The sequence below is a fragment of the Roseovarius gaetbuli genome, from assembly GCF_900172365.1.
In the GTDB taxonomy this organism is placed as follows: domain Bacteria; phylum Pseudomonadota; class Alphaproteobacteria; order Rhodobacterales; family Rhodobacteraceae; genus Roseovarius; species Roseovarius gaetbuli.
On sequence record NZ_FWFJ01000006.1, the window covers coordinates 97,061 to 121,775 of the forward strand.

The following is a 24,715-nucleotide window of genomic DNA, read 5'->3' on the forward strand; positions in this document are numbered from 1 at the left end:
GATGTTACCGCTTGCGGTCGCGGCGGCTGCTCATCGGCTGAAAGGCGACGCCGACATGGGCTTCGCAATAGGGCTTGCCCGATTGCACCGGCAGACCACAGAACCAGAAATCCGGCGTCGCGGGGTCGCCCACCGGCCATTTACAGGTCCGCTCGGTCAGCTCCATCAAGGTCAGGCGCTTGGCCTTCTTCTCGACTTCGCTCACCTTGGCAAGGGCCGCGGGGTCGATCTCATTGGCCGAGGGCTGCGGCGGCAGGGGCTGGCCTGCGGGAATGATCGCCTTGATCCGGCTAACCGGCGCGGGGGCCGGGGGCGCTTCGACAGCGGCCTCGGGTTTGGGCGCGGGCTTTGGCGCGGGTTTCGGGGCGGCGGGTTTCGCCTTGGCCTTGGCCTCTGGCGCGGCTTTCGCCTTGGCATCAGACGCGGCACCCGCAGTGGTGGCGCTGCCCCCTGATCCGTTGCGGTTCGACAGGCCAAGACGATGCACCTTACCGATCACGGCATTGCGGGTCACTCCGCCAAGCTCTTTTGCGATCTGGCTGGCCGACTGACCTTCCCCCCACATCTTTTTCAACAGTTCAACGCGTTCGTCGTTCCAGGACATCGGGGCTTCCTCATGTCAAAAGGCGGCCCGGGCCATCGGCCCGCCGCCTTGCAAATTCGATCAAGGCCCTATTCTAATCACTGGCGGCTGAGTTACAAGGCATCGAATCGACCCACGACGCGCCAATTTCGGCCTGCAAGGGGCCGAAAGCGGGCCCGGCCCGGACGGGCGCAGCAAAAGCGCCACCAGAAATGAGGATAACGAGATGACACAGGCAAGCGGTCAGGACCGGCCATCCCCACAGATGACAATGGGCACACGGCGCTTTGGCCGGGTCAACTGGCTTGGGCTGGCAACACTGGCCGAGCGCGAAGTGCGCCGCTTCCTGGCGGTCTGGACCCAGACCTTGCTGGCGCCGCTCGTCACGGCCGGCCTGTTCCTTTTGATCTTCAGCATCGCCATCGGCCCGCGCCGGGGCGATGTGATGGGGGTCAGCTTTACCACCTTCATCGCGCCGGGCATCCTGATGATGACGGTGATCCAGAACGCCTTCGCCAATGCCTCTTCCTCGATCGTGATTTCCAAGGTTCAGGGCAATATCGTCGACACGCTGATGCCTCCGCTGAGCGGCGGCGAGCTGGTGCTGGGCTATCTTGCGGGAGGAACCGGGCGCGGCCTGTTGGTGGCCTTTGCCATCGGTTTTGGCCTGTTGGTGTTCCTCGGCATCGGGGTGCAGCATCCGCTCTGGGCCCTGGCCTTTGTCTTTCTCGGAGCGGCCTTCATGAGCGGCGTTGGCATCATCGCGGGCATCTATGCCAACAAGTTTGATCAAATGGCGGCGATCACCAATTTCATCGTCACGCCACTCGCGTTCCTGTCAGGCACGTTTTACTCGGTTGATGCCTTGCCGCCGGTGCTCAATACGATCACCCATTTCAACCCGATCTTCTATCTGATCGACGGCGCACGCTATGGTGTGATCGGCGTCTCGGACAGCTCTCCGATGCTGGGTCTTGCGGTTGGTGTCGGCTCCACGCTGGCGGTCTGCCTTGTGGCCTGGCGGATGCTTGCGACGGGCTATCGCCTCAAGGCCTAGCCTTGGATGACCTAGCGACAGATCCGCTCCGCGCGCTCTGAATAGGCCTTGTAAGAGCGCCAGAACCGTTCGTCACCCGGACGATCCGACTGGCGGACATCCTGCGCCTCTTGCGGGTCGCGATAAAACCGGACCGCGCGGCGCTGTTCAGAGCCGGAAAGGGTCTGGTTTGCCACAGCCTGAATACAGCCGCACAATGCGCGCGAGCGGGCCTTGCGATCTGAACTCATGCAGGCATTGCTGATCGGGCCAGAGGCCATCGGCGCGGCGCGCGGCACATTGCGCGTGTCACTCTTGAAGCCGTTCGCCCCGCCACAGCCTGCCAGGAACAGCATCATGCCAAGGGTTGAAAGTCGTTTCATCACCGCGCCTCTTGTTTGCCTATAGGCCCTGACGGCCATTTTTTATGTGCTCGTTACACCGATCAATGCCTGATCACGGCCGGATTTTCAATTCACATCGTGACCAAGGCCTGCGACAGTTGCGCAAAGCGCCCGACGGGCGGTCATCGTTTGAAAGAAAGAAGTATCCGCGTTATGGATTTCAACCTCTCGACCGTTTTCTTCGTGTTTTTCCTGATCATGGTGCTGCAACCGATCCTTATGGGGCGGATGTTTGCCCTGCGCCGGGCGCAGGCGATCCGCGCGATCGAACGCAAGCGGGGCTCGCGGGTGATCACCATGATCCACCGACAGGAAAAGCGCAGCCTGTTCGGCTTTAGCATGTCGAGCCAGATCGGGCTGGAAGATGCGCAAAGCATCATCTCGGCGATCAAGGCCACGCCGGACAACACGCCGATTGATATCGTTCTGCACACGCCCGGCGGGCTTGTGATCGCCTCAATGCAAATCGCCCGCGCGATTGAGGCGCACCCCGCAAAGGTCACGGTGTTCGTGCCGATCTATGCCATGTCCGGCGGCACCCTGATGGCCCTCGCCGCCGATGAAATCGTGATGGGCGAGTTTTCGATGCTGGGGCCGATTGACCCGCAGATCATGGGAATTTCCGCCGCCTCGATCATCGCTGCACGCGATGCCAAGCCGATAGAACACGTCTCGGATATCGCCCTTGTGCTGGCCGATGTCAGTGACAAGGCCACCGCTCAGGTGAAACGCGGCGCGGTCGAGATCATGACCCCACGTCTGGCGCGCGACAAGGCCGAGGCCCTGGCCGAAACGCTGACCTCAGGGCAATGGACCCACGATTACGCGCTTACCCCGGTCGAGGCCACCGATCTCGGCCTGCCAATCACGGTTGGCTTGCCACAAGGGGTGCTTGATCTGATGACGCTCTATCCGTCTCCGGTCAAGCAGTCTGCGGTGGAATTCCTGCCCTTCGATCCGCCGGGTCGGCGCATGGGCTAGCGGACCCGGCGCGTGTATGTCAGGTTTGAGCCTATTCCGTTGAAAAACTCGCCTGATCGCTCGAAAGGGCAAGATCAGCAGAATATTGTCCCGCTAAAACGCCATTCTGGAAGTACCGTTTGTCAATTGGCCTGTGACGAGAACAGTGTTCCAAGTTTCCGAGGCGATTTTGGCGTAGCGGAGTTTTTCAACAGAATAAGCCCTTACCAGACCTCAGCCGCAACCGAAGCATTAGGCACTTCGGGCGAAGAGGTGCCGTTCGCTTAGTCAGCACTGAACGTCAGATCATTCAGGTGTAAGGGTGACACTGCGTCATAATCTTTGGTGGATGTGGAGGATGCATCGATGGTTACGAAGCCTAAAGCTTTTCCAACTGTCCTTCTTTGTTTTGGGCAAGGCGATTTACCATCAATCGCGTCAGAAATAGAGCGAATTCAGGGTTGTAGCTGCATACACGCATGATCGTATCGCGGTCGATCCAAGTTAATTTGACCGGGCCTAAGGCACGTACGGTCGCTGTACGATTGCCATCTGCGACGAAGAAGGCAATTTCACCAAAGATTGATCCCTCTTGCAAAATCCGCCCAAATTCCTCTACGACAACCGTACCTTCAGCTAAGACATAGAATCTGTCAGCAGCTTCACCCGAACGGAAGATGACAGCACCGTCCGCATAATTCGCACTTGTCATGAACGGCAGGAGAATGGTGAGGTTCGGCTCCTCCATAAGGGCCGCGCGCATACGTTTGCGAGTTTGCAGTTGTTCGAAAATACGCCACAAATTCATAGGTAAAAGGAGAAGGTGCAAGGCGAGTATGGGCATGAGCCCTGCCGCGATGCTGTAGGTGATGAAGAAGAGGTTTGATGTAATCGCGACGAGACGCAGGGGCAGTAGTGTGCGCATGCAGAACGTCAGGAATACAAGCGCCGACGCGGCATAGCCAATGATGTCGACGATTGAGAACATATCAGTCCCAGCTAATGTTTCGTGCTATGCATGCATGTCTTGCAACTGCGCAGAAAACGCAAAACGAATCCTACTGTAGCGACTTGTGTATAGCTACACGCGCCGGAAGTGTTAAAAAATCCTTCTGTGCCGAGAGGTATGGTAAATCGCGCGTAAGCCAAGGTCCGCAAAGTCCGCAAAATGGGCATTGACCATCCCAAGAATTTGCAATGAAAAGGCGCCCTGCGCTGTCTTCATCAGTAGCGGCTCTTGCCCTTCAGGGCGTCGCGAGCCCGTTTTGCATCATCTACTGCAAAGGGCTGGGCTGAAACCGGATCACCTCGCGGCCTTGTGCCGTTGTGCTGCGATAAACGATCTGATCAGGCAGGCGCAGGGTGATGGCCTTTCCCGAGTTATGCGCCGACCAGGGGCGGCCGGTGTCCAGACAGGTTGCATCGACGCCGGAGTACTCCGCGCGCGTCCGCACGCGCCGCAACCCGCTCAGATCGCTCAGCACGGTCTTGCCCGCCTGTCGCACGGTGGCGCGGCGCAGGATCTCGCGGCCAAGCTGCGTGGTCCGCTCGCTCTGTCCCGCCAGATCAGACCACACCCCGCACACATGCGCGGTGCCATTCACCGACACCAATTCGGCCGCCACGCGCACCCCGCCGCCCGAGCTATAGCGCCCTTCGGCGATGCTGGCACCGGGCGCGAGGCGCACGAGGCGGCTGTTGCGGGTCAGGAACGGCACCACCTCAAGGCCGTGGCCCATGGCGCCATTGCCGGTCTGGCGAAAGGTGATGTGGGGATCGCTGCCGCCGCCATTGCCGCGGCTGATCGTCTGGCGGGGCAGAAAGACCTCGGGGATGCGCCCCGCGCGCCAAGGCAGGTCGGTCAGTACACAGCGCGCGGGCGCGCCGGCGTAATCCAGACGCGGCGCGGTTTGCGCCATAAAGCCGAGGTCCTGATAAATCCGCTGCCCTTCGACATAGACACTGGCCAGTTTCACGATGTTGCGCGCGGTGCCCGATTTATAGCTCGACTGGCTTTCGCTTTGCGCCCATGTGCCGCAAAGCGCGGTGCGGCCATCCTTGGGGCGCAACTCGGCGGCGATGGTGATGCCGCCGCCCGAAGTATAGCTGCCATGGCTCAGGGTGACCCGCTCGGAGAGCGTATTCTGGGCCTGTGCCGAGGTGGCAATCCCAAGGATCAGGGCAAGAACGAACGCGTGTTTCATGGCGGGCCTCCGGGGCTGTTTCATCCAGCCTAGCAGGGCTTGCGCCAGGGCTCAATTCACGGCTTTGCGTATGCGCGTCAGGTGGCGTCAGACAGCCACCTGCAAAAGCTGATCTTCGATCATCCGGTCGGCAACACGCGCGGGGCTGAGGTCTTCGCCTTCTGCGCGGGTCAGGATTTTCGCCATGGTGGCCTGCATCGCGTCAAGGCGTTCGGCGACCCATGGTCCGCTATCGGGGATCTGCAAAATCTCGGCGGCAACATTGATGATCCCGCCGCCATTGGCCACGTAATCGGGCAGATAGAGAATGCCGCGCGTGTGCAGTGTGGCGGCGTCTTCGGGCGTCGCAAGCTGATTGTTGGCGGCGCCGGCCACAAGGCGGGCCTGTATTTCCGGGATGGTGCGGGCGTTCAGGATGCCGCCAATCGCGCAGGGCGCGAAAATATCGGCCTGGGTGGCGTGAATGCGGCTCAGGGGTACGACGTTTGCGCCAAGCTCCCTGACGGCCCTGGTCACGCATCGCGCATCCATATCCGCCACGCTCAGCCGCGCGCCCACCTCGTGCAGCAGCCGACACAGATGCCAGCCGACATGGCCAAGCCCCTGAACGGCGACGTGACGTCCGGCCAAATCGTCGCTGCCAAAGACCTGCGCCGCCCCGGCGCGCATGGCGTTGAACACGCCCTTTGCGGTGATCGGCGAAGGGTCGCCGCTGGCGTATTGCCCGTGATCAAGCCCGGCGACAAAGCGCGTCTCGCGGGCAATTTCGGCCATGTCCTCGGGGGCCATGCCCATATCTTCGGCGGTCCAGTAGCGGCCCTGCAAGGCATTGATCGCCCGGCCCATGGCGCGCAGCATTTCGGGGGTCTTGTCGCGGCTCGGATCGCCCATGATCACGGCCTTGCCGCCCCCCAAAGGAAGGCCCGCCGCGGCATTCTTATAGCTCATGCCGCGCGACAGGTTGAGCACATCGTCAATCGCCGCCGCGTCGCTGTCATAGGTCCGCATCCGCAGACCGCCCGCCGCCGGCCCAAGCCGTGTGGAATGCAGCGCGATATACCCGCGCAGGCCGCTGTCACGGTCCTCGACCCGGTGCAATTCTTCGTGGCTGGTTGACGCAAGACGTGTGAGCATGGTGGTATTCTCCTTTGCACTAGCGTAATGGCTCGCCTGCGCGGAAAAACAGCAAACTTTGATCACTTGCACGTGACATTTGGGGGAACCCCCTAAACTGGCCCGGGATTTTAGGCGAATGGACAAGATAGACCGTCAGATCATTTCTGCCCTGCAACGCGATGGTCGGATAAAACTGGCTGACCTCTCAGAGCAGGTTGGCCTGTCGACGACGCCACTGGCCCGGCGCATTGCCCGGCTTGAAACCTCGGGCATGATCACCGGATATGCCGCGCGCGTGGATCAGGAAAAGCTTGGGCTGCCGCTCAACGTGTTCATCTTTGTCGAGCTGGAGCATCATACCCGCGACGCCATTTCCAAATTCGAGACCTGGCTGCGCCGGTTTGACGAGGTGATGGAATGCTATTTGTTGACCGGCACGCGCGATGTTCTTATCCGGGTCGTGGCCGCTGACCTTGCCGACTTTGACCGGTTTCTGGAAGATGGGTTGATGCAAACCCCCGGTATCCGCTCGATGCGGTCAAGTTTTGCCTTGCGCACGATGATCCGGCGCGATGCCCTGCCCGAGGTGTGATGCATGAAACCAGAGTTCGACATCGTTGTGATTGGCGCGGGCCCGGCGGGTGGGGCGGCGGCGTTCACCGCCGCCAAGGCCGGGTTGCGGGTGGCGCTGATTGATCGCAATACGTTCCCGCGCGACAAGCTCTGCGGGGGGCTGATCACCGGGCGGGCACGGCGTCATTATGCCGAGATTTTCGGCCATGAAATGCCGTTTGATCCCGAGGATCGCAAGACAACCGTCGATTTCCGCTTTCGCGGTGCGCCGATGGGCGTGATCAGTCATGCGCCGCCGCTTTGCACGACCATGCGGTTCGATATGGATGCGATGATCTGCGCGCAGGCGCTTGGCGCCGGGGCGGCGGATTTTACTGGGGTGAGCGTCGCCGAGATTGACCCCGAGGTCAAATCCCTGACCCTCAAGGATGGGCGGCGGATCGGGTTTGGCGTGTTGATCGGGGCCGATGGCGCCAATAGCCAGGTGGGCAAGGCCCTGTTCGGTGAGGCCTTTGATCGTGCCGAGGTCGGCTTTGGCCTTGAGATCGAGGCCGTGGGCGAACACGTCGACCCAAGCGCGCCCATTCGGATTGATCTTGCGGCGGCGAAATGGGGCTATGGCTGGTCCTTTCCCAAGCGCTGTTCGACTACGATTGGGGTCGGCGGGTTGCTGGCCAAGAACCCCGACATGAAGGTCGCCATGGCCGAGTATTGCGCGCTTTTGGGGGTTGAGGCCGAGGCCAGCACCTTCAAGGGGCAGTTCCTGCCGTTCGGCGATTTTCGCAAGGTGCCGGGGCGAGGGCCGGTTTTGTTGGCTGGCGATGCCGCGGGGCTTGTCGATCCGATCACCGGCGAGGGCATCGGCTATGCGATGCAAAGCGGGCATCTTGCCGCGCAGGCCGGGATCGAGGCGCTGCGCACCGCGCGACCCGAGCGCGCGCTATCGCTTTATCGTCGTGGCCTTCGGCCCGTGCACCGGGCGTTGCGCATGGCGCGGCTGATCAGGCCGGTCATCTTTCTGCCCGCGATGGAGGCCGGATTCGCGCGGGCCTTCCGGCGCTCATCCACGCTTCGGATGCAATACCTGCGCCTGATGGCAGGCGAGGTGGAATATGGCGATATCCTTGCCCGCGTTATCCTTCGCCTGCCGCGCCTGACGGTGCTGGCGATCCGGGCCAAGCTTTGACGGCTCGGCCCGGATCAGGGAAAGGATGGGGGACGCTGTCCCCCAAGCCCCTGGGATATTTAAAGCAAGAAGAAGCCAAAACGAGGCTTGGTTTCAGAGGGCGGCCTGAAACAGCGCCGTCAGGTTGGCCTCGGTCAACTGGACCGGGTTGCCGCCACAGCTTGGGTCAGTGAGGGCGCCCGCGACAAGATCGGGGATCGAGTCAGGCGTGACGCCAAGATCGGACAGTTTGCGCGGAATGCCGAGGCTGTCGTTGAACTCCTGCACAAAGCTTCGAAAGCCGTCGAACCCGCCCGCTATGCCAAGATAGCCGGTCGCGCGGTCAAACCGCTTGGCGATTACATCGGCGTTGAGGTCAAGCACCGCTGGCATGCAGACCGCGTTGGTCGTGCCGTGATGGGTGTTGAAATAGGCGCCGATGGGGTGGCTCATGGCGTGGATCGCGCCAAGGCCTTTCTGGAAGGCAGTGGCGCCCATGGCGGCGGCGCTCATCATTTGGGCGCGGGCCTCGATATCGGTCCCATCACTATAGGCGCGCGGCAGGTAGTCGATGACAAGGCGCATGCCCTCAAGCGCAATGCCCTGGCTCATCGGGTGGTAATGCGGGCTGCTGAAGGCCTCGACGCAATGGGCAAAGGCATCAAGCCCGGTGCCGGCGGTGATGAATTTCGGCATGCCGACGGTCAGCTCTGGATCGCAGATCACCACGGTGGGCAGGACCTTGGGGTGGAAGATGATCTTTTTCACATGGGTCACGGAATTGGTGATCACCGATGCGCGGCCGACCTCTGATCCGGTGCCCGCAGTTGTGGGTACGGCGATGATCGGGGCAATGGCATCGCTGTCGGCGCGGGTCCACCAATCGCCGACATCCTCGTAATCCCAGACGGGCCGGGTTTGCCCGGCCATGAAGGCCACCATCTTGCCAAGGTCGAGCCCCGAGCCGCCGCCAAAGGCGATCACGCCGTCATGGCCACCGGCCTTATAGGCTGCGACACCGGCGGCAAGGTTGATCTCATTGGGGTTCGGGTCAACCTCGGAAAACATCGCGCGGCCAAGGCCTGCGGCCTCGATGATATCAAGCGTCGCTTGGGTGACGGGCAGGCCCGCAAGTCCTTTGTCGGTCACCAGAAGCGGGCGCTTGATCCCGGCCTGGGCACAGGCGGCAGGCAGTTCAGATATCCGGTCGGCGCCGAATTTGATTGCGGTCGGGTACGACCAGTTTCCTGTCAGGCTCATTGTGTCACCTTCTTGAGATGGTAGGATTTGGGACGTGTCAGATTGTGATAGCCGATGACCGAGAGGCCGCCGCCGCGCCCGGTATTCTTGCACCCGGTCCAGCACAGGCCCGGATCAAGGTAATCGGCGCGATTAAGAAAAACGGTGCCGGTCTCGATCTGGTCACCCACCCTTTGGGCGCGCGCAAGATCGGCGGTCCAGAGGCTGGCGGTCAGTCCGAATTCGCTGTCGTTCATAAGAGCGATGGCCGCGGCGTCATCCTTGACCGGCATGATACCCACGACGGGGCCAAAGCTCTCGTCGCGCATGACCCGCATCTCGTGGCTGACATTGGTCAGGATCTGTGGCGTCAGGTAAGCCGCACCATCATCGCCCGGCATGGTGGCGATATGCGCGACCGCCCCCATCTTCAGCGCCTCGGCAATCTGGCCGCGCACCTCATTGGCAAAGCGCACATTGGCCATCGGACCGATCGTGGTCTCTGGGTCCAGCGGATTGCCAAGGCGATAGCCCTGCACAATCGCCACGGCCTTTTCGACAAAGGCGTCAAACAGGCTCTCGTGGACATAAATCCGTTCGATCCCGCAGCAGCACTGGCCGGAATTGAACATCGCTCCGTCAATCAGCGTATCAACCGCGGCGTCAAGATCGGCGTCCTCCATGACATAGCCGGGGTCCTTCCCGCCAAGCTCAAGGCCAAGACCGGTAAAGGTGCCTGCCGCGGCCCGCTCCATCGCGCGCCCACCGCCGACCGAGCCGGTGAAGTTGACGAAATCAAACGCGCGGGCAGCGATCAGGGCGCTGGTGGTGTCGTGATCCAGAAACACGTTCTGAAAGACATCCTCTGGCACACCGGCGGCGTGAAAGGCGCGCGCCATGCGCTCGCCCACCAACAACGTTTGCGTGGCATGCTTCAACACCACCGTATTGCCGGCGATCAAGGCGGGCGCGAGGGTGTTGATCGCGGTCATATAGGGGTAATTCCACGGCGCAACGACAAACACCACGCCATGCGGCACGCGCTTGATATAGCGCAGAAAGGTCTCATCCTCGCCCACGGCGATATCGGCAAGCGCGTCCTTGACAATAGCGGCCATGTGACTGGCGCGCTCGTTAAAGCCGCCAAACTCGCCGCCATAGCGCATCGGGCGCCCCATCATATGGGCCAGTTCCGGCACGATTTCGTCGTTCATTGCGCCCACGGCGGCGACGCCTGCCATGACAAGGTCGATCCGCTCCTGAAGCGGTCGCGCCGCCCAAGCGGATTGCGCCGCCCGCGCGCGCGTCGCGGCGTCCTGTGCCGCCTCGACACTCAAAACCTCGCGGGTGGCAAAGACCGATCCGTCGATGGGGGATATACAGTTCAATGTCTGCATGATTGCATCCTTGGTCACGGGCAAGCGCACTCGCCCTGCTTCTTCTTGGCAAAAATACTCAAATCCTGCGGCGCGGTTGTCACGCCCGCTCGAACCCGCGTGCCACCTCGTAGTCTGTCACGACGCGGTCAAAATCCTCGATCTCGACCTCGGCGGCGCGGGCATAGTGGTCGATCACATCATCGCCAAAGGCCGCGCGCAGCATATCCGAGGCCTTGAGCGTCACATAGGCATCGCGCAGGGTTTGCGGGATAAGCCCGGTGTCGCCCGCATAGGCATCGCCCACCGTGGGTGGAGCAAGGTCAAGCGCGTCCTCGATGCCCTTGATGCCCGCCGCCAATTGCACGGCCATGGCGAGATAAGGGTTCAGGTCGGAGCCGCCAACCCGGCATTCGACGCGCACGGCCTTGCTGCCTTCGCCACACAGGCGGAATCCGGCGGTGCGGTTGTCCACGGACCAGATCGTGCGCGTGGGCGCGAATGTGCCCTTTTGAAAGCGCTTGTAGCTGTTGATATAGGGCGCCAGGAAATAGGTGTAATCGGGCGCGTATTTCAGCAGGCCGGCCATGTAATGCTTCATCAGCTGGCTCATGCCAAGGCTGTCGCTCGGGTCATAAAACGCGGGCTTGCCATCCTTCCAGAGCGATTGGTGCACGTGGCTGGACGAGCCGACACGGTCGTGATCCCATTTCGACAAAAAGCTCACCGCGTGCCCCTTGGCCCAGGCGATTTCCTTGATCGCGTGCTTGGCGATGGTGTGGTAATCGGCGGTATCAAGCGCGGGGGCGTATTTGATGTTCAGCTCTTCCTGACCGGCCTCGGCCTCGCCCTTGGAATTCTCGATCGGCAGTCCGGCGTTCCACAGATGATTGCGCACCGGTCGCATCACGTGTTCTTCCTTGGTGGTCTGGAAGATGTTGTAATCCTCGTTATAGCCCGAGATCGGCACAAGGTTGCGATAGCCAGATTTGCGCAGCTCTTCAAAGCTTTGCTCGAAGAGGAAGAACTCTAGTTCGGTCGCCATCATCGCGTCAAAGCCAAGCCCCTCAAGCCGTTTGATCTGTGTCTTGAGCATGGCGCGCGGCGAATGCGGTACATCCTCGTGGGTGTGGTGATCAAGCACATCGCAGAGCACCATAACCGTGCCCTCAAGCCATGGCATCGGGCGCAGGGTGCTCAGGTCGGGCTTCATCACGTAATCGCCATAGCCCTTTTCCCAGCTGGTCGAGGCAAAGCCCTCGGGCGTGCTCATTTCAAGGTCGGTGGCCAGCAGGTAGTTGCAGCAATGGGTTTCTTCCCAGGCGCTGGCGATGAAATGGCCCGCGTGAAACCGTTTGCCCATCAGGCGGCCCTGCATGTCGACAAGACAGGCCAGAACGGTATCTACCTCGCCGGTCGCGACTTGGGATTTTAGGGTCTCGAAACTGAGCGGGCCTGACATGGGGAATTTCCTGTATGGTTGGTAGCATCATTATCGGTGCGCCCCGGCGCGGGTATTGCGCCGGGGCAAAGGGCTTAACCGAAGGTATAAGGCGGGCCTGCCTTGCTTGTCACTTCGTTATAATCGCGGAAGATCTGGACGATTTTCGCGTGAATTTCGCCCTCTTCGGCGATTTCATCCCAGAATTTCACCGCCGCGTCTTCGACGGTCTTCCATTCTTCCTGCGGGATCGAGCGCAGCTTGAGTTGATCACCCGTCGAGCGCAGGCGCGCCTCGCCGCCCCAGTACCACTGGTTGCGATAGGTGTGGCTGGCCTCGATGCCGGCCATCACGATCGCCTTGAGATGCTCTGGCAGGTCGGCCCACATCTTCTGGTTCACGTAGAACGACCCGATCCAGGCGCCCGAGATATTGTTGGTCAGGAAATAGTCGGTCACATTGGCCCAGCCGACGGTGTAATCCTCGGTGATGCCCGACCATGCCATGCCGTCAAGCTCGCCGGTCTGCACGGCGACTTCGGCATCCTCATAGGGGATCGACACCGGCACCACGCCGAATTGCGACAGGAACCGCCCGGCCGTGGGGAAGGTATAAAGCTTGAGCCCGTCAAGATCGGCCAGCGATGTGATCTCTTTCTTGGTGTTGAAGTTGCACGGGTCCTGACCCGCCGCCGAGAGCCATGTCACGCCGACTTTTTCGTATTCAGAGCGCCAGATATCGGCCAGACCGTATTGCTGAAACAGCACCGGCACATCGAGCGCGTGCTTGGTGGCCAGCGGGAAGTAGCCGCCAAAGACCTGAAGCGGCGTCGGCGAGGCCATTGAATCGTCGTCGGAATGAACCGCGTCGATGGTGCCGCGCTGAAGCGCCTGGAAAAGCTCGCCGGTGGGCACGATCTGATCGGCGTAATAAAGCTCGATCTCCATCTCGCCATTGGCGGCCTTGTTGATGTAATCTACGACCGGCTTGGTCACGAATTCGCCCAATGCGGCGCCGGCATAGGTCTGAAAACGCCATTTGATAGGGGCCTGGGCGTGCACGATGGCCGGGCTGGCCAATGTCGCGGCGCCGCCCAAAGTTGCGGCGCGAAGGAATGAACGTCTGGTACTGGTCATTGATCTCTCCTTGGTTGGTTTGATGTCATGCTCCGTTGGCGGAGTTCTTGGGGTTATTTTCCGTAGACGTAATTCGGCAGCCAAAGCGCGACCTGCGGGAAGATGATCACCACGGCCAGCGCAAAACTCATCACGATCACGAACGGTATGATCGAGCGATAGATGTCGCGGATCGAAATCTCGGGCGGGGCCATCGCGCGCATCAAGAACAGGTTATAGCCGAACGGCGGCGTCATATAGGCGATCTGACAGGTGATCGTGTAGAGCACACCATACCACACAAGATCGAAGCCCATGTTGCCGACCAGCGGCACGTAAAGCGGCGCCACGATCACAAGCATTGCGGTATCGTCAAGGAATGTCCCCATCAGGATAAAGCTGAGCTGCATCAGGATCAGGATCGTCCAGGGGCCAAGGCCCAGCTGATCGGTAAAGAGGTGGTCAATCGCCTTGACCGCGCCAAGCCCGTCAAAGATCGCGCCAAAGCCGAGCGCGGCGAGGATGATCCACATGAACATGCAGGAAATCGCCAGCGTCTGGCGCACCGAGGTTTCAAACACCTCGCGGTTCATCCGCCCCTTGATCACCGCCGCGACGAATGCCGCCATCGCCCCGATGGCAGAGCTTTCGACAAGCGAGGTATAGCCTTTGACAAAGGGCACCATCATCACCGCGAAAATCACCAGCGGCAAAAGCCCCGCGCGCAGCAGGCGCAGCTTTTCGGCCATTGGTACGTTGCGCTCTTCGGGCGGAAGGGCGGGGCCAAGCTCTGGCTGCAACCGACAGCGCACGTAGATATAGATGATGAACATTGTCGCCATCATCAGCCCCGGAATGACGCCGGCAAGCCAAAGCTGCCCGACCGGCTGGCGCGCGATCATCGCGTAAAGCACAAGAACGACGGAGGGCGGCACAAGGATGCCAAGACTTGATCCGGCCTGAATCACGCCGGTCACCATGATCTTGTCATACCCGCGTTTCAAAAGCTCGGGCAGGGCGATGGTGGCGCCGATGGCCATGCCTGCCACGCTTAGGCCGTTCATCGCCGAAATAAGCACCATCAACCCGATCGTGCCAATCGCCAAGCCACCGCGCACCGGGCCCATCCAGACGTGAAACATCTTGTAAAGATCATCCGCAATCTTGGATTCCGACAGGACATAGCCCATGAAAATGAACATCGGCAGCGTCAGAAGCGGATACCATTTCATCAGCTTCATGGCGGCGGAAAACGGCATGTCCGCCCCGCCCGTGCCCCAGAGCATCAGCCCGGCAAAGGCCCCGACAAATCCAATCGCGCCGAACACCCGCTGCCCGGTCAAAAGCATCAGGATCATCGAGCTGAACATCAAAATGGCGATCATTTCATAGGACATCAGAGGCCTCTTCGCGGATACGGCCGATGTCGCGGAAAAATTCGGCTAGGGATTGCAGCAGCATCAGGAAGACCCCGATGCACAGGATGGTCTTGACCGGCCAGAGATAGGGACGCCAAGAGGTCGGGCTTCGTTCCATAAAGCCGATCTTCTCGGATGCGCCGCTTGGGCCTTGGGTGATGAAGGTCACGAATAGATCCCAGAAAAAGGCAAACGGTTCGGTGCCGAAATAGCCAAGCGAATAGGCGGTCGAGCTTATCGCGCCGTATAAAAGCATGCCGAGGTAGAACAGCAGGAACAGCACGGTAAAGGCATCAAACCACGCGCGCTGGCGCGCCGACCAGCCGCCATAGAACAAATCCATCCGCACGTTCGAGCCAAGCTGAATCGAATAGGGCCCGCCAAGCACGTAATAGGCGACCATCACGAATTGCGCGGTTTCAAGCGTCCAGTGCGACGGCGTGAAAAACGCCTTGGAAAACGACGACCAGAGCAGCACGCCGATCAGCGCAAAGATCAGGTACATCGCAAAGCGCCCGATAAAACGGTTCATCGCGTCAATCGCGCGGATATAGGACAGGATAAATTTAGGCATGCGTCCCTCCGGGGGGCTGCTGATCAAGCGTTGCCATCGCCGGGCGCAAGAGCGTCAAAAGCTCGTCGGCAATCGCGGCTTGCGCCTCTGTGCCGACCAATAGGTCATTGCGCACTTCGATCATCACATTCGCCAGACCCTGCGCGATCCCGTGCAGCTTGAGCGAATGGGTCACGCCATCCTCGGGCCCATAGGGATCGTTGCGCCGGATCACGCGGTCGGGCAATTGGTCGGCCTCGGCAAGCATCGCATCGGCCAAACGGCTGTCGCTGTCGTGTAGAATGCCGATCTCGCAATCGCGCTGGGAGCCGAAATATAGCGGCGTAAAGCTGTGGATGGTGATCAGGTGGGGGACAAGACCGGCGGCCTTGCGCGCGGCGATCATATCGCTGACGGCAGTGCAAAACGGGGTGTAGACGGTTTGCACGCGTTCGGCGCGCGCCGCCTCGCTCAGGTCGCGATTGCCCGGCACTTCGATATATTCGGATTGCTCGGGCATCGCACTTGGCGCGTCGGGCGGGCGATTACAGTCATACACCAGCCGCGAGACGGTCGAGGCGATCATCGGCGCATCAAGCGCGCGAGACAGGGCAAGGGCAAGATCGCGCGCGCCGGGGTCCCAGGCGGCGTGGCTTTGCTGGTCGCTCTCGCTCAGACCAAGGTCTTGATAACGATCAGGGATTTTGTTTGATGCATGTTCGCACAGGATCAGGGCCGCACCGCGGCCTTGCGGATTGAGCACCTCAACGGCGTCAGAATCATCCCTGTTCGGATTGCCTTGCATCTTGCCCCCATTGGCGTTTGTAAAGATGTTTCCACGAGGCAATATTTATGTCAATATATTTTCAGGTGTATCGGGGTGATTGTCCTGTCGCACCGCGCTATGCTGGGCAACCTGCCCAAAACGGCAGCACCCAGACCAGACCTTGCACAGGATTTGCGATGTGACCACGACCCCGATCCAGCCGACGGCAACGGTGCGCGAACTGATCCGTGATCATTACAACGCGCTCACCCAATCCGAGCGCAAGTTCGCGCAGGCCTTGCTGGATAGCTATCCGGCGGCGGGGCTGGCGTCGATCACCATCGTGGCGGCGAATGCGGGCGTCTCAACCCCGACAGTGGCGCGGATGGTGCAAAAGCTTGGCTTCAAGGGCTATCCGCAATTCCATCAGGCGCTGTTGAAAGAGCTTGAAGCCAAGGTCTCCGGCCCCACGCAACGCCGTGCCAATTGGGCAAGCGAGGCGCCCGCGACGCATCACCTCAACCGCTTTGCCCAGGCCGTGACCCAGAACCTTGAACAGACCTTTGCCAATATCGACAGCGATGGCTTTGATCAGGCGGCGCGCGATCTGGCGGATACATCGGGGCGGCTTTACGTGGTGGGCGGGCGCATCACGCGAGCGCTTGCCGATTATGCCTTTACCCATTTTCAGGCGGTGCGCGAACGCGTCACCCATATGACCGCCTCGTCGGCGACATGGCCGCATTACCTGTTGGATATGGCCGAGGGCGACACGCTTTTGATGTTCGACATCCGGCGCTATGAAACCAACCTCTTGCGGCTGGCGGAACTCGCCACGGCGCGTGGCGTGCGGGTTATCCTGATCACCGATCAATGGGTTAGCCCGATTTCAGATCTGGCGCGCCACACCTTCAATTGCTGGGTCGAAATCCCCTCGGCGTGGGATTCCAATGTCTCGACGATGATGTTGCTTGAGGCGCTGATTGCCGCCGCTCAGGAAGAACGCTGGCCTGCCACGCGTGAGCGATACGAGCGGCTTGACGAGTTGTTCAACGCGACCCGCCTGTTTCAGAAATAGCGGCCAGACCGGCCTGCATATCCGCCTGAAGCTCGGCCACATGACCCGCCAGATGCGCGCAAAACGCCGCCGCGATCACCGATTGCGGGCTATGGGCGGGCGTCAGGATCGACACCTTGCTGGTGATCGCGGGCTCAAAGCGGCGAAACCGGATCGTGCCTGCGCTGTTGCTTTGAAGGTGGGTATGGGCGGTGATCATATCGCAGATCATGGCGCATAAGCCGGCCTCGACAAAGCGTAGGCCGGGCAGGAAGGTCTGCAATTCGAACCGGCGCTGAAAGGTGCAATCGGCCACCTCAAAGGCGCGACAGGTCTGGCCATAGGTGGTGTGCTCGGCAAACAGCGTGGCAAGGGCCCCACCGTCAAGATCGCGCGCGGTGATCGCGTCGCGCGCCGCCAGAGGATCATCCGCAGGCAGGGCACAGACGCATTCCATATCGAAATCCTGTTGCTTGATCGAGGCGCGCGGGATTGGCGCCTCGGCAAAGCCCACATCGAATTGTTGCGAGGCGATCAGATCTTCGATCACGGTGGAAGAGCGCATCATCAGCGACACCTCGATCCCCGGTTTGTCACGCAGGAAATCGGTCAGGACCATCGGCATGAAAAACCCCGATGCCGCCGGGTGACAGGCGATGCGCAACCGCCCCTCCGAGAGATTGCCGATGCCCCCCAAAGTGCGCTTGGTCTGATCCAAACGGTCGAGAATTTCCTCGCATTCCTCAAGGAAAAACCGCGCCTCGGGAGTCGGGGTAAGCTTGCCATGTTCGCGCAGGAACAGGGCAAAACCCAACTCATCCTCAAGTCCGGCGATCATCGAACTGACGGCGGGTTGCGTGCGCCCGAGAGTGCGCGCCGCGCCGCTGATTGACCCGGAACGGATCACCTCGCGGAAGGTGTGAAGCTGGCGAAACGATAGGTTCATGGTGGGGTATAAGCCTAATCTATGGATTGAACGTTTTTTCCAATTTGATTTTATATGCGCCTGCACGTCAAGCTAATGGTTAACGACCAGTCGAGTCGCCGGGGGAATTATGGACAGGTTTTCAAAGTATCTGCTGACAGGTCTGATCTGCGTGGTGGCGCTTGGTCAGTTCGTACAGGTGATCACGCGCTATGTTCTGCAAATCCCGGTGATGGGGCTTGAGGAAACCATGCTTTATCCGACGCTCTGGCTATATATCCTCGGGGCGGTCAATGCCTCGCGGGAAAATACGCATATCCGGGCCAACGTTCTGGAAATATTCGTGAAAACGGATCGTGGCCATACCATTCTGGCGATTGTCGGCGAGATCATAAGCCTTGTCGTGGGCCTTTGGTTGCTAAGTTGGGCCTGGGATTACACGCGCTATGCCTGGCGGGTATGGCGCGAAAGCCCGACGCTTTACATCCCGACGTTTTACTCCGACGTGGCGCTGTTTATCGGGCTGTTGCTGATGATGCTCTACACTGTCTCGCACCTTTTGACCCATATCCGCGCGTTAACCAAAGGATCGGCCCAATGATCGAAGTTGCCCTTCTGGCCATCGCCGTTCTGGTGCTGTTCCTGACGCTTGGCGTGCCGCTGCCCTACTGCTTCGGGGGCGCGTTGATGGTGATGTATTTCATCGGTGACGTGACCATGAAAGGCAATATGCTCTGGGGGTTTCAACAACTTAGCAATCCGGTCCTGCTTGCCATTCCGCTGTTCGTTCTGGCCGGTACGATCATGTCCGAAAGCGGAATTGCCGCCTCTTTGCTGCGCTTCGTGAGTGCCTTTATCGGCCATATCCGTGGCGGGCTTGGCGTGGTTGCGGCGGTGTCTTGCGCGGTGATCGGCGCGATTTCCGGCTCTGGTCTGACCGGGATTGCCGCGATCGGGCCGCTGTTGATCCCCGAGATGGAAAAGCGCGGCTATCCGCGTGAATATGCCACCGCTTTGATCGCCAATTCGTCGATCCTTGGCCTCTTGATCCCGCCGTCGGTGACGATGATCGTCTATGGCTGGGTGACCGATACCTCGATCCTGGCCTGCTTTCTGGCGACGCTTGGGCCGGGCCTTTTGATCATGTTCAATTTCTCGGTGGTGAACCTCTGGATGAGCCGCAAGTTCAACCTGATCCTGGATGACAAGCCGACGTTTTCGGAGTTGAGCACACAGGTCGCAGAGCGCGGCATCCATGCCTTTCCCGCGCTTTTGATGCCGGTGATCATTCTTGGCGGCATCTATGGCGGCATCATGACCCCGACCGAGGCCGCTGCGGTGGCGGTGATCTATGCGGTTCCGGTTGGTTTCCTGATCTACAAGGGGCTGCGGTGGGACAACTTCCTGAGTGCCGGTCAAGAGGCGGCGACGGCGGTGGGCGCGATCATGCTGATGATCCTGTTCTCGATGATCCTGAGCCAGATTTTCGTGATGGAGGCGATCCCGCAGGCGCTTGTCAGCTCGATCTTTTCGCTGACCGATGACAAGGTTCTGTTGCTGATCCTGATCAACATCCTGCTGTTTCTGGTCGGCATGGTGGTCAATGACGTCACCGCCATCATCCTGATTGCGCCGCTTTTGCTGCCGCTGATGAATGCGATTGGCGTCAGCCCGGTACAGTTTGCCGCGATCATGGGCGTCAATACCGCGATGGGCGGGGTGACGCCGCCTTATGCCTCGATCCTTTATCTCGGGGCGCGGATCGGCAAGGTCAAGGTGACCAAGGTGATCCCGCCTGCCATGCTCTTGATCGTGACTGGTTATGTGCCTGTCGTGTTCCTGACCTCGCTTTGGCCTGACCTGTCGCTCTATCTGCCGCGACTGTTTGGCTATGCTCCGTAACCACAAAAAACCACTCTGAAAAAACCAACAAGGAGAAACTGAAATGAAACACTTTATGCTTGGCACGGCGACCGCCGCCCTTCTGGCCCTTGGCAGCATCGCCTCGGCGGCCGACCTCAAGATGAGCCACGTGCGCCCGCAGGACGCCACCATTGACGTCGAATTGCGCGCCTTTGCCGAAAAGGTCGATGCGGCCACCGGCGGTGACGTCAAGATCACCCTCTTCCCGGCCTCGGCGCTTGGCGATTACACCTCGGTGCAGGAACGCATCAGCGTTGGCGCGATCGACATGGCAACCCAGCCTGCCGCAACGGCGGCCGACCGCAAGATGCAGATCAGCTCTTTCCCGTACCTTGCCGCCAACTGGGCGCAGGCGCGTGAAATTTACGGCCCCGGCGGCGTTGTGCGTGACGTGATGGCCGATCTTTATGCCAAGCAGGATATCACCATGCTGGCCGCCTATCCGGTCTATTTCGGCGGGATTTCCCTGAATACCGATGCGGTGCATCCCGGCGATCCCTCGCCCAACGGCATCAAGGTGCGCGTGCCTGGCATAAAATCGTTCCAGCTGACCGGCGAAGCGCTTGGCTATATCCCCTCGCCGATCCCGTTCTCCGAGGCCTTCACCGCCATTCAGACCGGTGTTGTTGATGGCGTCATCGGCTCAGGCGCCGAGGGCTATTACGCCTCGTTCCGCGATGTGACCAAGACCTATATCCCGGCCAATACCCATTTCGAGGTCTGGTACATGATCATCTCGAACGAGAGCCTGGCCGAGCTTGACGCCGAGGATCAGGCCGCGCTCAAGGCCGAGGCCGAGGCGTTTGAGGCGACCCGCTGGACCGTGGCCGAGGCCGATCAGGGCAAGAACGAACAGCGCCTTGCCGATGACCTTGGCACCACCGTGGTCGAACTGTCCGATGCAGAGCTTGCCGCCATGGCCGCCAAGGTGCGCGCCGATGTCTGGCCGGTTGTGCTTGAGGATGTGGGCGTTGAATGGGGTCAGGGCATTCTTGACCAAATCGGCAAGTAAGGCTGGTTTCCGACGCATTTCGCGACATCTAAAACAATGACTCCGGGGGGCATGATCCCCCGGACCCATCCCCGAGCCAAAGGACATGACATGGAGGCGGACTACACCATCATCGGCGGCGGGGTTGTCGGCCTCTCGGTGGCTTGGGGCCTTTTGAACAAGGGACGCCGGGTGATCGTTCTGGATGGCGATGACGGATCGTTTCGCGCCAGCCGGGGCAATTTTGGTCTTGTCTGGGTGCAATCCAAGGGCATGAAACAACCCCGATACGCAAGTTGGTCACAGACCTCTGCCGCCGCCTGGCGCGGCTTTGCCGACCGGCTTGGCGATGCGACGGGGCGCGATGTGGGGCTTGAGCAGGATGGCGGCTATGACCTGCATTTCTCGGAAGAGAGCCTTGCCGCGCGGGTTGAGGAATACGAGGGCCTCAAGGCCAAGTTGGGCGGTGATTACCCCTACGAGGTGTTGGGCCATAACGCCCTGCGCAAGGAAGAACCCGCCATCGGCCCCAAGGTCATTGGCGCGATCCTGCATCATCAGGACGGGCACGCCAATCCGCTGCGCCTGTTGAAGGCGCTTGCCGATGACGTGCGCCGACTTGGCGGTCAGGTTCTGACCGGCAAGATGGTCACCGATGTGACCAAGAAAGACATGTTTACCGTGACCTGCGCCGATGGCACGGTGGTGACCTCCGCCAAGGTGATCCTCTCGGCCGGGCTTGGCGCGATGACGCTTGGCCCCAAGCTTGGGTTTATCGCGCCGATCCGGGCACAGCGTGGTCAGGTTCTGATCACCGAAAAACTTCCGAAAATGATCAACCGCCCCTCGCTTATCGCGCGTCAGGTCGATGAGGGCGGTATTCAGATCGGCGCTACCAATGAAGAGGTCGGCCTTGACGATCGCGTGACGCAGCCGGGTCTGTCGGCCCTTGCCGCCGAGGCGATTGCCGCTTTTCCCGCCCTTGCGCGTGCGCAACTGGTGCGCAGCTGGGGCGCGCTTCGGGTTTTGTCGCCCGATGGCCTGCCGATCTATCAGCAAAGCGAAACGATGCCGGGGGCTTACCTTGTGACCTGTCACAGCGGCATCACCCTTGCCGCCGCGCATGCGACGATCCTGCCCGAGTGGCTAGAGGGCACCGACAAGGCCCCTGATCTGGAGGTGTTCAGTGAACAACGCTTTGCCGTTTGAGGGTCTTGGCGAGGGCCGCGCGCTTGTTGCGGTGAGTTTTACCGGACAAGAGTTGCGCCTGCCTTTGGGGGCCAACCTTGCCGCAGCCCTGCTTGGGGCCGGGATCACGACCTTTCGCCATACACCGGTTTCCGGCGCGCCGCGCGGGCCGTTTTGCATGATGGGGGCCTGTTTTGACTGTCTGGTCGAGGTCGATGGCATAAGCCGTCAGGCCTGCATGATGGAGGTCAGCGAGGGGCTGATCCTGAACATGCCACCCGTAGGAGAGAGATGATGGCGCGGGTTGATCTGGCGATTATCGGTGCCGGCCCTGCGGGCATGGCGGCGGCGCAAGTGGCGGCAAGCAAGGGCCTGTCGGTCTGTATTCTGGATGAGCAGCCGCGCGCAGGCGGCCAGATTTACCGCGATGTTGACCGGGTTGCGCCCCTGCGCGGTGACCTCTTGGGCAAGGATTACACCGAAGGGCGCGCTCTGACTCAAGGGCTTGGCGCGCCGGGGATTACCCATCTGGCGGGGGCTGTGGTCTGGGCGATCGAAGACGGCCCGCGCATTGCCTATACCAAGGATGGCAAGGGCGCGCTGATCGACGCGCGTCATGTCTTGCTGGCCACCGGAGCGCTGGAGCGGCCGATGCCTCTGCCGGGTTGGACCTTGCCGGGCGTGATGACTGCGGGCGCGGGCCAGATCCTGCTCAAGCAATCGGGCGTTCTTGCGCGGCGCGCGGTGCTGATCGGCTCTGGCCCTCTGCTCTATCTTATCGCGGCCCAGATGGTGCGCGCGGGCACGCCGCCGCTGGCGATGGTCGAAACCCAGACACGCGGCGACTTCATGGGCGCGCTTAAATATCTTGGCGGGGCGCTGCGCGGCTGGCGCTATCTGCTCAAGGGGCTTGGCCTTTTGAACGAAATTCGCCGCGCCGGGGTGGTGCGTCATACGGGGGCGCATGACATTGCGATCACCGGCGAGGGGCGTGCCGAGGCGGTCGAGTTTACCGCCGGGGGCAGGGTGCATCGCATTGCCTGTTATACGGTGCTTCAGCATCACGGGGTGGTGCCGAATACTCAGGCCGCGCGCTCGGTTGGTGTGGCGCATCGCTGGAATGCAGAGCAACAGTGTTTCGTGCCAGAGCTTGACGGCTTTGGTGCCACCTCGGTGGAGTACCTGCATATCGCCGGGGATGGGGCCGGGATCGGCGGGGCCAAGGTGGCCGCGCTTGCCGGGCGTCTGGCGGCGCTTGATATCGCGACGTGGTTGGGGGCGATTGAGGTCGCAACGCGGGACGGCGAGGGCGCGCCCCTGCGCCGCGCCATGCAGGGCGAATTGGCCGCGCGCCCGTTTCTGGATGCCGCCTATCCGCCGCTGCCAGAGGCGCTTGCGCCGACCGACAAGACGGTGATCTGTCGCTGTGAAGAGGTGACGGCGGGGGATATTCGCGGCTATGCCAAGCTTGGCTGTATCGGCCCGAACCAGACCAAGGCCTTTGGCCGCGCGGGCATGGGCCCCTGTCAGGGGCGCTATTGCGGGTTGAGCGTGACGCAGATTTTGGCGACGGAAAACCGCCAGAGCCAGGACGCAACCGGATACTATCGCATCCGCCCGCCGCTCAAGCCGGTGACGCTTGGTGAATTGGCGGCGATGGACGAGGGGCCTCGCGCGGCGGAGTAACACACCCTTGGTAATCTAGGGTCTGGACCTGAAAATTCCAAAGTGCCAAATGCGACAAATCGGTCGGGCGCTGCCCGGCTGCGCGATGCGCCTTGTTCCGGGCGTTGGGGCCAAGTCTGCTATGGGCGTATTTTGTTGAAAAACTCTTCCTTGATCGAGGCGTGCATCACTGATTCAATTCCCATATTGATCGGGGGATTTTGCCATGTTGGGACCGAGGCAGGAAGCACAGGCGGCGCTGTTTTATGAGTTCTCGCTGGAGGATCACATCCCGCAAAATCACTTGCTTCGTTCGATTGACCGGTTTGTCGATCTGAGCGGCATCCGCCAGTATCTGGCTGAGTTTTATAGCCACACGGGCCGTCCTTCCATCGATCCAGAGTTACTGATCCGCATGCTTTTGGTGGGCTACTGCCTTGGCATCCGGTCCGAACGCCGCCTGTGTGAGGAGGTTCATCTCAACCTTGCATATCGCTGGTTCTGCCGTCTTGATCTGAGTGGCCGCGTGCCTGATCACTCGACATTTTCCAAGAACCGGCATGGGCGGTTTCGCGAGAGCGAACTGTTGCGCCATTTGTTTGAGACGACCGTGGCGCGGTGTATCGCTGAAGGCTTGGTGAGTGGGCAACGCATGGCGATCGACGCAAGCCTGATTGAAGCGGACGCCAATAAACAGAACTCGACGCCCAAAGAAAATTGGGACGCGTCAGCCATTGATCCGACCGATGCCCCCCCGCGCGGTTCGCGAGTATCTCGACAGGTTGGATGAGGCCGCTTTTGGTGCCGCCAGCGAGGTGCAGCCCAAATTCACCTCCCATTCTGATCCCGCAAGCCAATGGACAGCGGCCCGTAAAGGACCTGCATTCTTCAGTATCCACGCCGTGGAGCAAACCCTCCGACTTCCAGTCGGACCCGCTTCAGCGTGAAAGAATCGCTTTATGATCGTACCCTCAGAAAAATGAGCCGCAGCCGGGTCGGAGGCTCATTTTTCTGAGG

General features: G+C 60.7%; 24 protein-coding genes and 1 pseudogene. 12 read left to right on the forward strand and 13 right to left on the reverse strand.

Annotated features, from left to right (window positions below):
• Positions 1 to 4: 4 nt before the first annotated feature.
• A complete protein-coding gene (locus tag ROG8370_RS04995; protein ID WP_085825969.1) occupies positions 5 to 604 on the reverse strand; it encodes a GcrA family cell cycle regulator in 600 nt (199 codons plus the stop codon).
• Positions 605 to 854: 250 nt separating this feature from the next.
• On the opposite strand from ROG8370_RS04995, the gene ROG8370_RS05000 reads away from it, so the two are divergent.
• A complete protein-coding gene (locus tag ROG8370_RS05000; RefSeq protein WP_139838047.1) occupies positions 855 to 1,640 on the forward strand; it encodes an ABC transporter permease in 786 nt (261 codons plus the stop codon).
• Positions 1,641 to 1,651: 11 nt separating this feature from the next.
• Here the strand turns inward: ROG8370_RS05000 and ROG8370_RS05005 are convergent, their stop codons facing one another.
• Positions 1,652 to 2,002: a hypothetical protein gene (locus tag ROG8370_RS05005; RefSeq protein ID WP_085826004.1), complete on the reverse strand. Its 351-nt coding sequence runs from the start codon at positions 2,000 to 2,002 to the stop codon at positions 1,652 to 1,654.
• A gap of 174 nt (positions 2,003 to 2,176) precedes the next feature.
• Between ROG8370_RS05005 and ROG8370_RS05010 the strand changes: the two genes are divergently transcribed.
• Positions 2,177 to 3,004: an SDH family Clp fold serine proteinase gene (locus ROG8370_RS05010; RefSeq protein ID WP_085825971.1), complete on the forward strand. Its 828-nt coding sequence runs from the start codon at positions 2,177 to 2,179 to the stop codon at positions 3,002 to 3,004.
• 358 nt (positions 3,005 to 3,362) lie between these two features.
• Here the strand turns inward: ROG8370_RS05010 and ROG8370_RS05015 are convergent, their stop codons facing one another.
• The 3 genes from ROG8370_RS05015 to ROG8370_RS05025 all read right to left on the reverse strand — a co-directional run bounded on the left by ROG8370_RS05015 (position 3,363) and on the right by ROG8370_RS05025 (position 6,321).
• Complete coding sequence (locus ROG8370_RS05015; RefSeq protein WP_085825972.1) at positions 3,363 to 3,971, reverse strand: cyclic nucleotide-binding domain-containing protein; 609 nt, start codon at positions 3,969 to 3,971, stop codon at positions 3,363 to 3,365.
• 286 nt (positions 3,972 to 4,257) lie between these two features.
• Entirely contained in the window at positions 4,258 to 5,187 is a 930-nt protein-coding gene (locus ROG8370_RS05020) for an orotidine 5-phosphate decarboxylase (protein ID WP_085826005.1), read from the reverse strand.
• 87 nt (positions 5,188 to 5,274) lie between these two features.
• Entirely contained in the window at positions 5,275 to 6,321 is a 1,047-nt protein-coding gene (locus ROG8370_RS05025; RefSeq protein WP_085825973.1) for a Glu/Leu/Phe/Val family dehydrogenase, read from the reverse strand.
• 118 nt (positions 6,322 to 6,439) lie between these two features.
• Between ROG8370_RS05025 and ROG8370_RS05030 the strand changes: the two genes are divergently transcribed.
• On the forward strand, positions 6,440 to 6,895 hold the full coding sequence (locus tag ROG8370_RS05030) for an Lrp/AsnC family transcriptional regulator (protein WP_085825974.1): 456 nt from the start codon (positions 6,440 to 6,442) through the stop codon (positions 6,893 to 6,895).
• Between the two features lie 3 nt (positions 6,896 to 6,898).
• Positions 6,899 to 8,062 (forward strand): NAD(P)/FAD-dependent oxidoreductase, encoded by a 1,164-nt coding sequence (locus tag ROG8370_RS05035; RefSeq protein WP_085825975.1) that lies wholly within the window; start codon positions 6,899 to 6,901, stop codon positions 8,060 to 8,062.
• A gap of 93 nt (positions 8,063 to 8,155) precedes the next feature.
• Here ROG8370_RS05035 and ROG8370_RS05040 read toward each other — a convergent pair whose 3' ends face one another.
• From ROG8370_RS05040 to ROG8370_RS05070, 7 genes are all read right to left on the reverse strand, one after another.
• The gene (locus ROG8370_RS05040) at positions 8,156 to 9,301 is read right to left on the reverse strand and encodes an iron-containing alcohol dehydrogenase (protein WP_085825976.1); all 1,146 of its coding nucleotides are present in this window, start codon (positions 9,299 to 9,301) and stop codon (positions 8,156 to 8,158) included.
• On the reverse strand, positions 9,298 to 10,677 hold the full coding sequence (locus ROG8370_RS05045) for an aldehyde dehydrogenase family protein (RefSeq protein WP_370738324.1): 1,380 nt from the start codon (positions 10,675 to 10,677) through the stop codon (positions 9,298 to 9,300). The genes ROG8370_RS05040 and ROG8370_RS05045 overlap by 4 nt, the downstream gene beginning before the upstream one ends.
• A 79-nt stretch (positions 10,678 to 10,756) precedes the next feature.
• Positions 10,757 to 12,118, reverse strand: a complete 1,362-nt coding sequence (locus tag ROG8370_RS05050) for a glutamine synthetase family protein (RefSeq protein ID WP_085825977.1) — start codon at positions 12,116 to 12,118, stop codon at positions 10,757 to 10,759.
• A gap of 74 nt (positions 12,119 to 12,192) precedes the next feature.
• Entirely contained in the window at positions 12,193 to 13,233 is a 1,041-nt protein-coding gene (locus ROG8370_RS05055) for a TRAP transporter substrate-binding protein (protein WP_085825978.1), read from the reverse strand.
• A 53-nt stretch (positions 13,234 to 13,286) separates the two neighbouring features.
• Positions 13,287 to 14,609 (reverse strand): TRAP transporter large permease, encoded by a 1,323-nt coding sequence (locus ROG8370_RS05060; protein ID WP_085825979.1) that lies wholly within the window; start codon positions 14,607 to 14,609, stop codon positions 13,287 to 13,289.
• Complete coding sequence (locus tag ROG8370_RS05065; RefSeq protein ID WP_085825980.1) at positions 14,599 to 15,204, reverse strand: TRAP transporter small permease subunit; 606 nt, start codon at positions 15,202 to 15,204, stop codon at positions 14,599 to 14,601. Before ROG8370_RS05065 ends, ROG8370_RS05060 begins: the two co-directional genes overlap by 11 nt.
• A complete protein-coding gene (locus tag ROG8370_RS05070) occupies positions 15,197 to 15,988 on the reverse strand; it encodes an N-formylglutamate amidohydrolase (RefSeq protein ID WP_085825981.1) in 792 nt (263 codons plus the stop codon). The genes ROG8370_RS05065 and ROG8370_RS05070 overlap by 8 nt, the downstream gene beginning before the upstream one ends.
• A 160-nt stretch (positions 15,989 to 16,148) precedes the next feature.
• On the opposite strand from ROG8370_RS05070, the gene ROG8370_RS05075 reads away from it, so the two are divergent.
• Positions 16,149 to 17,027, forward strand: a complete 879-nt coding sequence (locus tag ROG8370_RS05075) for a MurR/RpiR family transcriptional regulator (protein ID WP_245827210.1) — start codon at positions 16,149 to 16,151, stop codon at positions 17,025 to 17,027.
• Here ROG8370_RS05075 and ROG8370_RS05080 read toward each other — a convergent pair.
• Positions 16,999 to 17,952 carry a LysR family transcriptional regulator gene (locus ROG8370_RS05080; protein ID WP_085825982.1) on the reverse strand — a complete coding sequence of 318 codons (954 nt, stop codon included), beginning with the start codon at positions 17,950 to 17,952 and terminating at the stop codon, positions 16,999 to 17,001. The two genes, ROG8370_RS05075 and ROG8370_RS05080, sit on opposite strands and share 29 nt — an antisense overlap.
• Positions 17,953 to 18,061: 109 nt before the next feature.
• Here ROG8370_RS05080 and ROG8370_RS05085 point away from each other — a divergent pair, with 109 nt between their 5' ends.
• The 7 genes and pseudogenes from ROG8370_RS05085 to ROG8370_RS05115 form a co-directional block, all read left to right on the forward strand.
• Entirely contained in the window at positions 18,062 to 18,532 is a 471-nt protein-coding gene (locus ROG8370_RS05085; protein ID WP_073199966.1) for a TRAP transporter small permease, read from the forward strand.
• The gene (locus ROG8370_RS05090) at positions 18,529 to 19,833 is read left to right on the forward strand and encodes a TRAP transporter large permease (RefSeq protein WP_085825983.1); all 1,305 of its coding nucleotides are present in this window, start codon (positions 18,529 to 18,531) and stop codon (positions 19,831 to 19,833) included. The genes ROG8370_RS05085 and ROG8370_RS05090 overlap by 4 nt, the downstream gene beginning before the upstream one ends.
• A gap of 43 nt (positions 19,834 to 19,876) precedes the next feature.
• On the forward strand, positions 19,877 to 20,866 hold the full coding sequence (dctP, locus tag ROG8370_RS05095) for a TRAP transporter substrate-binding protein DctP (protein WP_085825984.1): 990 nt from the start codon (positions 19,877 to 19,879) through the stop codon (positions 20,864 to 20,866).
• A 90-nt stretch (positions 20,867 to 20,956) separates the two neighbouring features.
• Positions 20,957 to 22,054 carry an NAD(P)/FAD-dependent oxidoreductase gene (locus tag ROG8370_RS05100; RefSeq protein WP_085825985.1) on the forward strand — a complete coding sequence of 366 codons (1,098 nt, stop codon included), beginning with the start codon at positions 20,957 to 20,959 and terminating at the stop codon, positions 22,052 to 22,054.
• A complete protein-coding gene (locus ROG8370_RS05105) occupies positions 22,032 to 22,328 on the forward strand; it encodes a 2Fe-2S iron-sulfur cluster-binding protein (RefSeq protein ID WP_085825986.1) in 297 nt (98 codons plus the stop codon). The genes ROG8370_RS05100 and ROG8370_RS05105 overlap by 23 nt, the downstream gene beginning before the upstream one ends.
• Positions 22,328 to 23,719: an FAD/NAD(P)-dependent oxidoreductase gene (locus ROG8370_RS05110; RefSeq protein WP_085826008.1), complete on the forward strand. Its 1,392-nt coding sequence runs from the start codon at positions 22,328 to 22,330 to the stop codon at positions 23,717 to 23,719. Before ROG8370_RS05105 ends, ROG8370_RS05110 begins: the two co-directional genes overlap by 1 nt.
• 205 nt (positions 23,720 to 23,924) lie before the next feature.
• Positions 23,925 to 24,591, forward strand: a pseudogene (locus ROG8370_RS05115) (transposase); the annotation flags it as partial.
• Positions 24,592 to 24,715 lie beyond the last annotated feature (124 nt).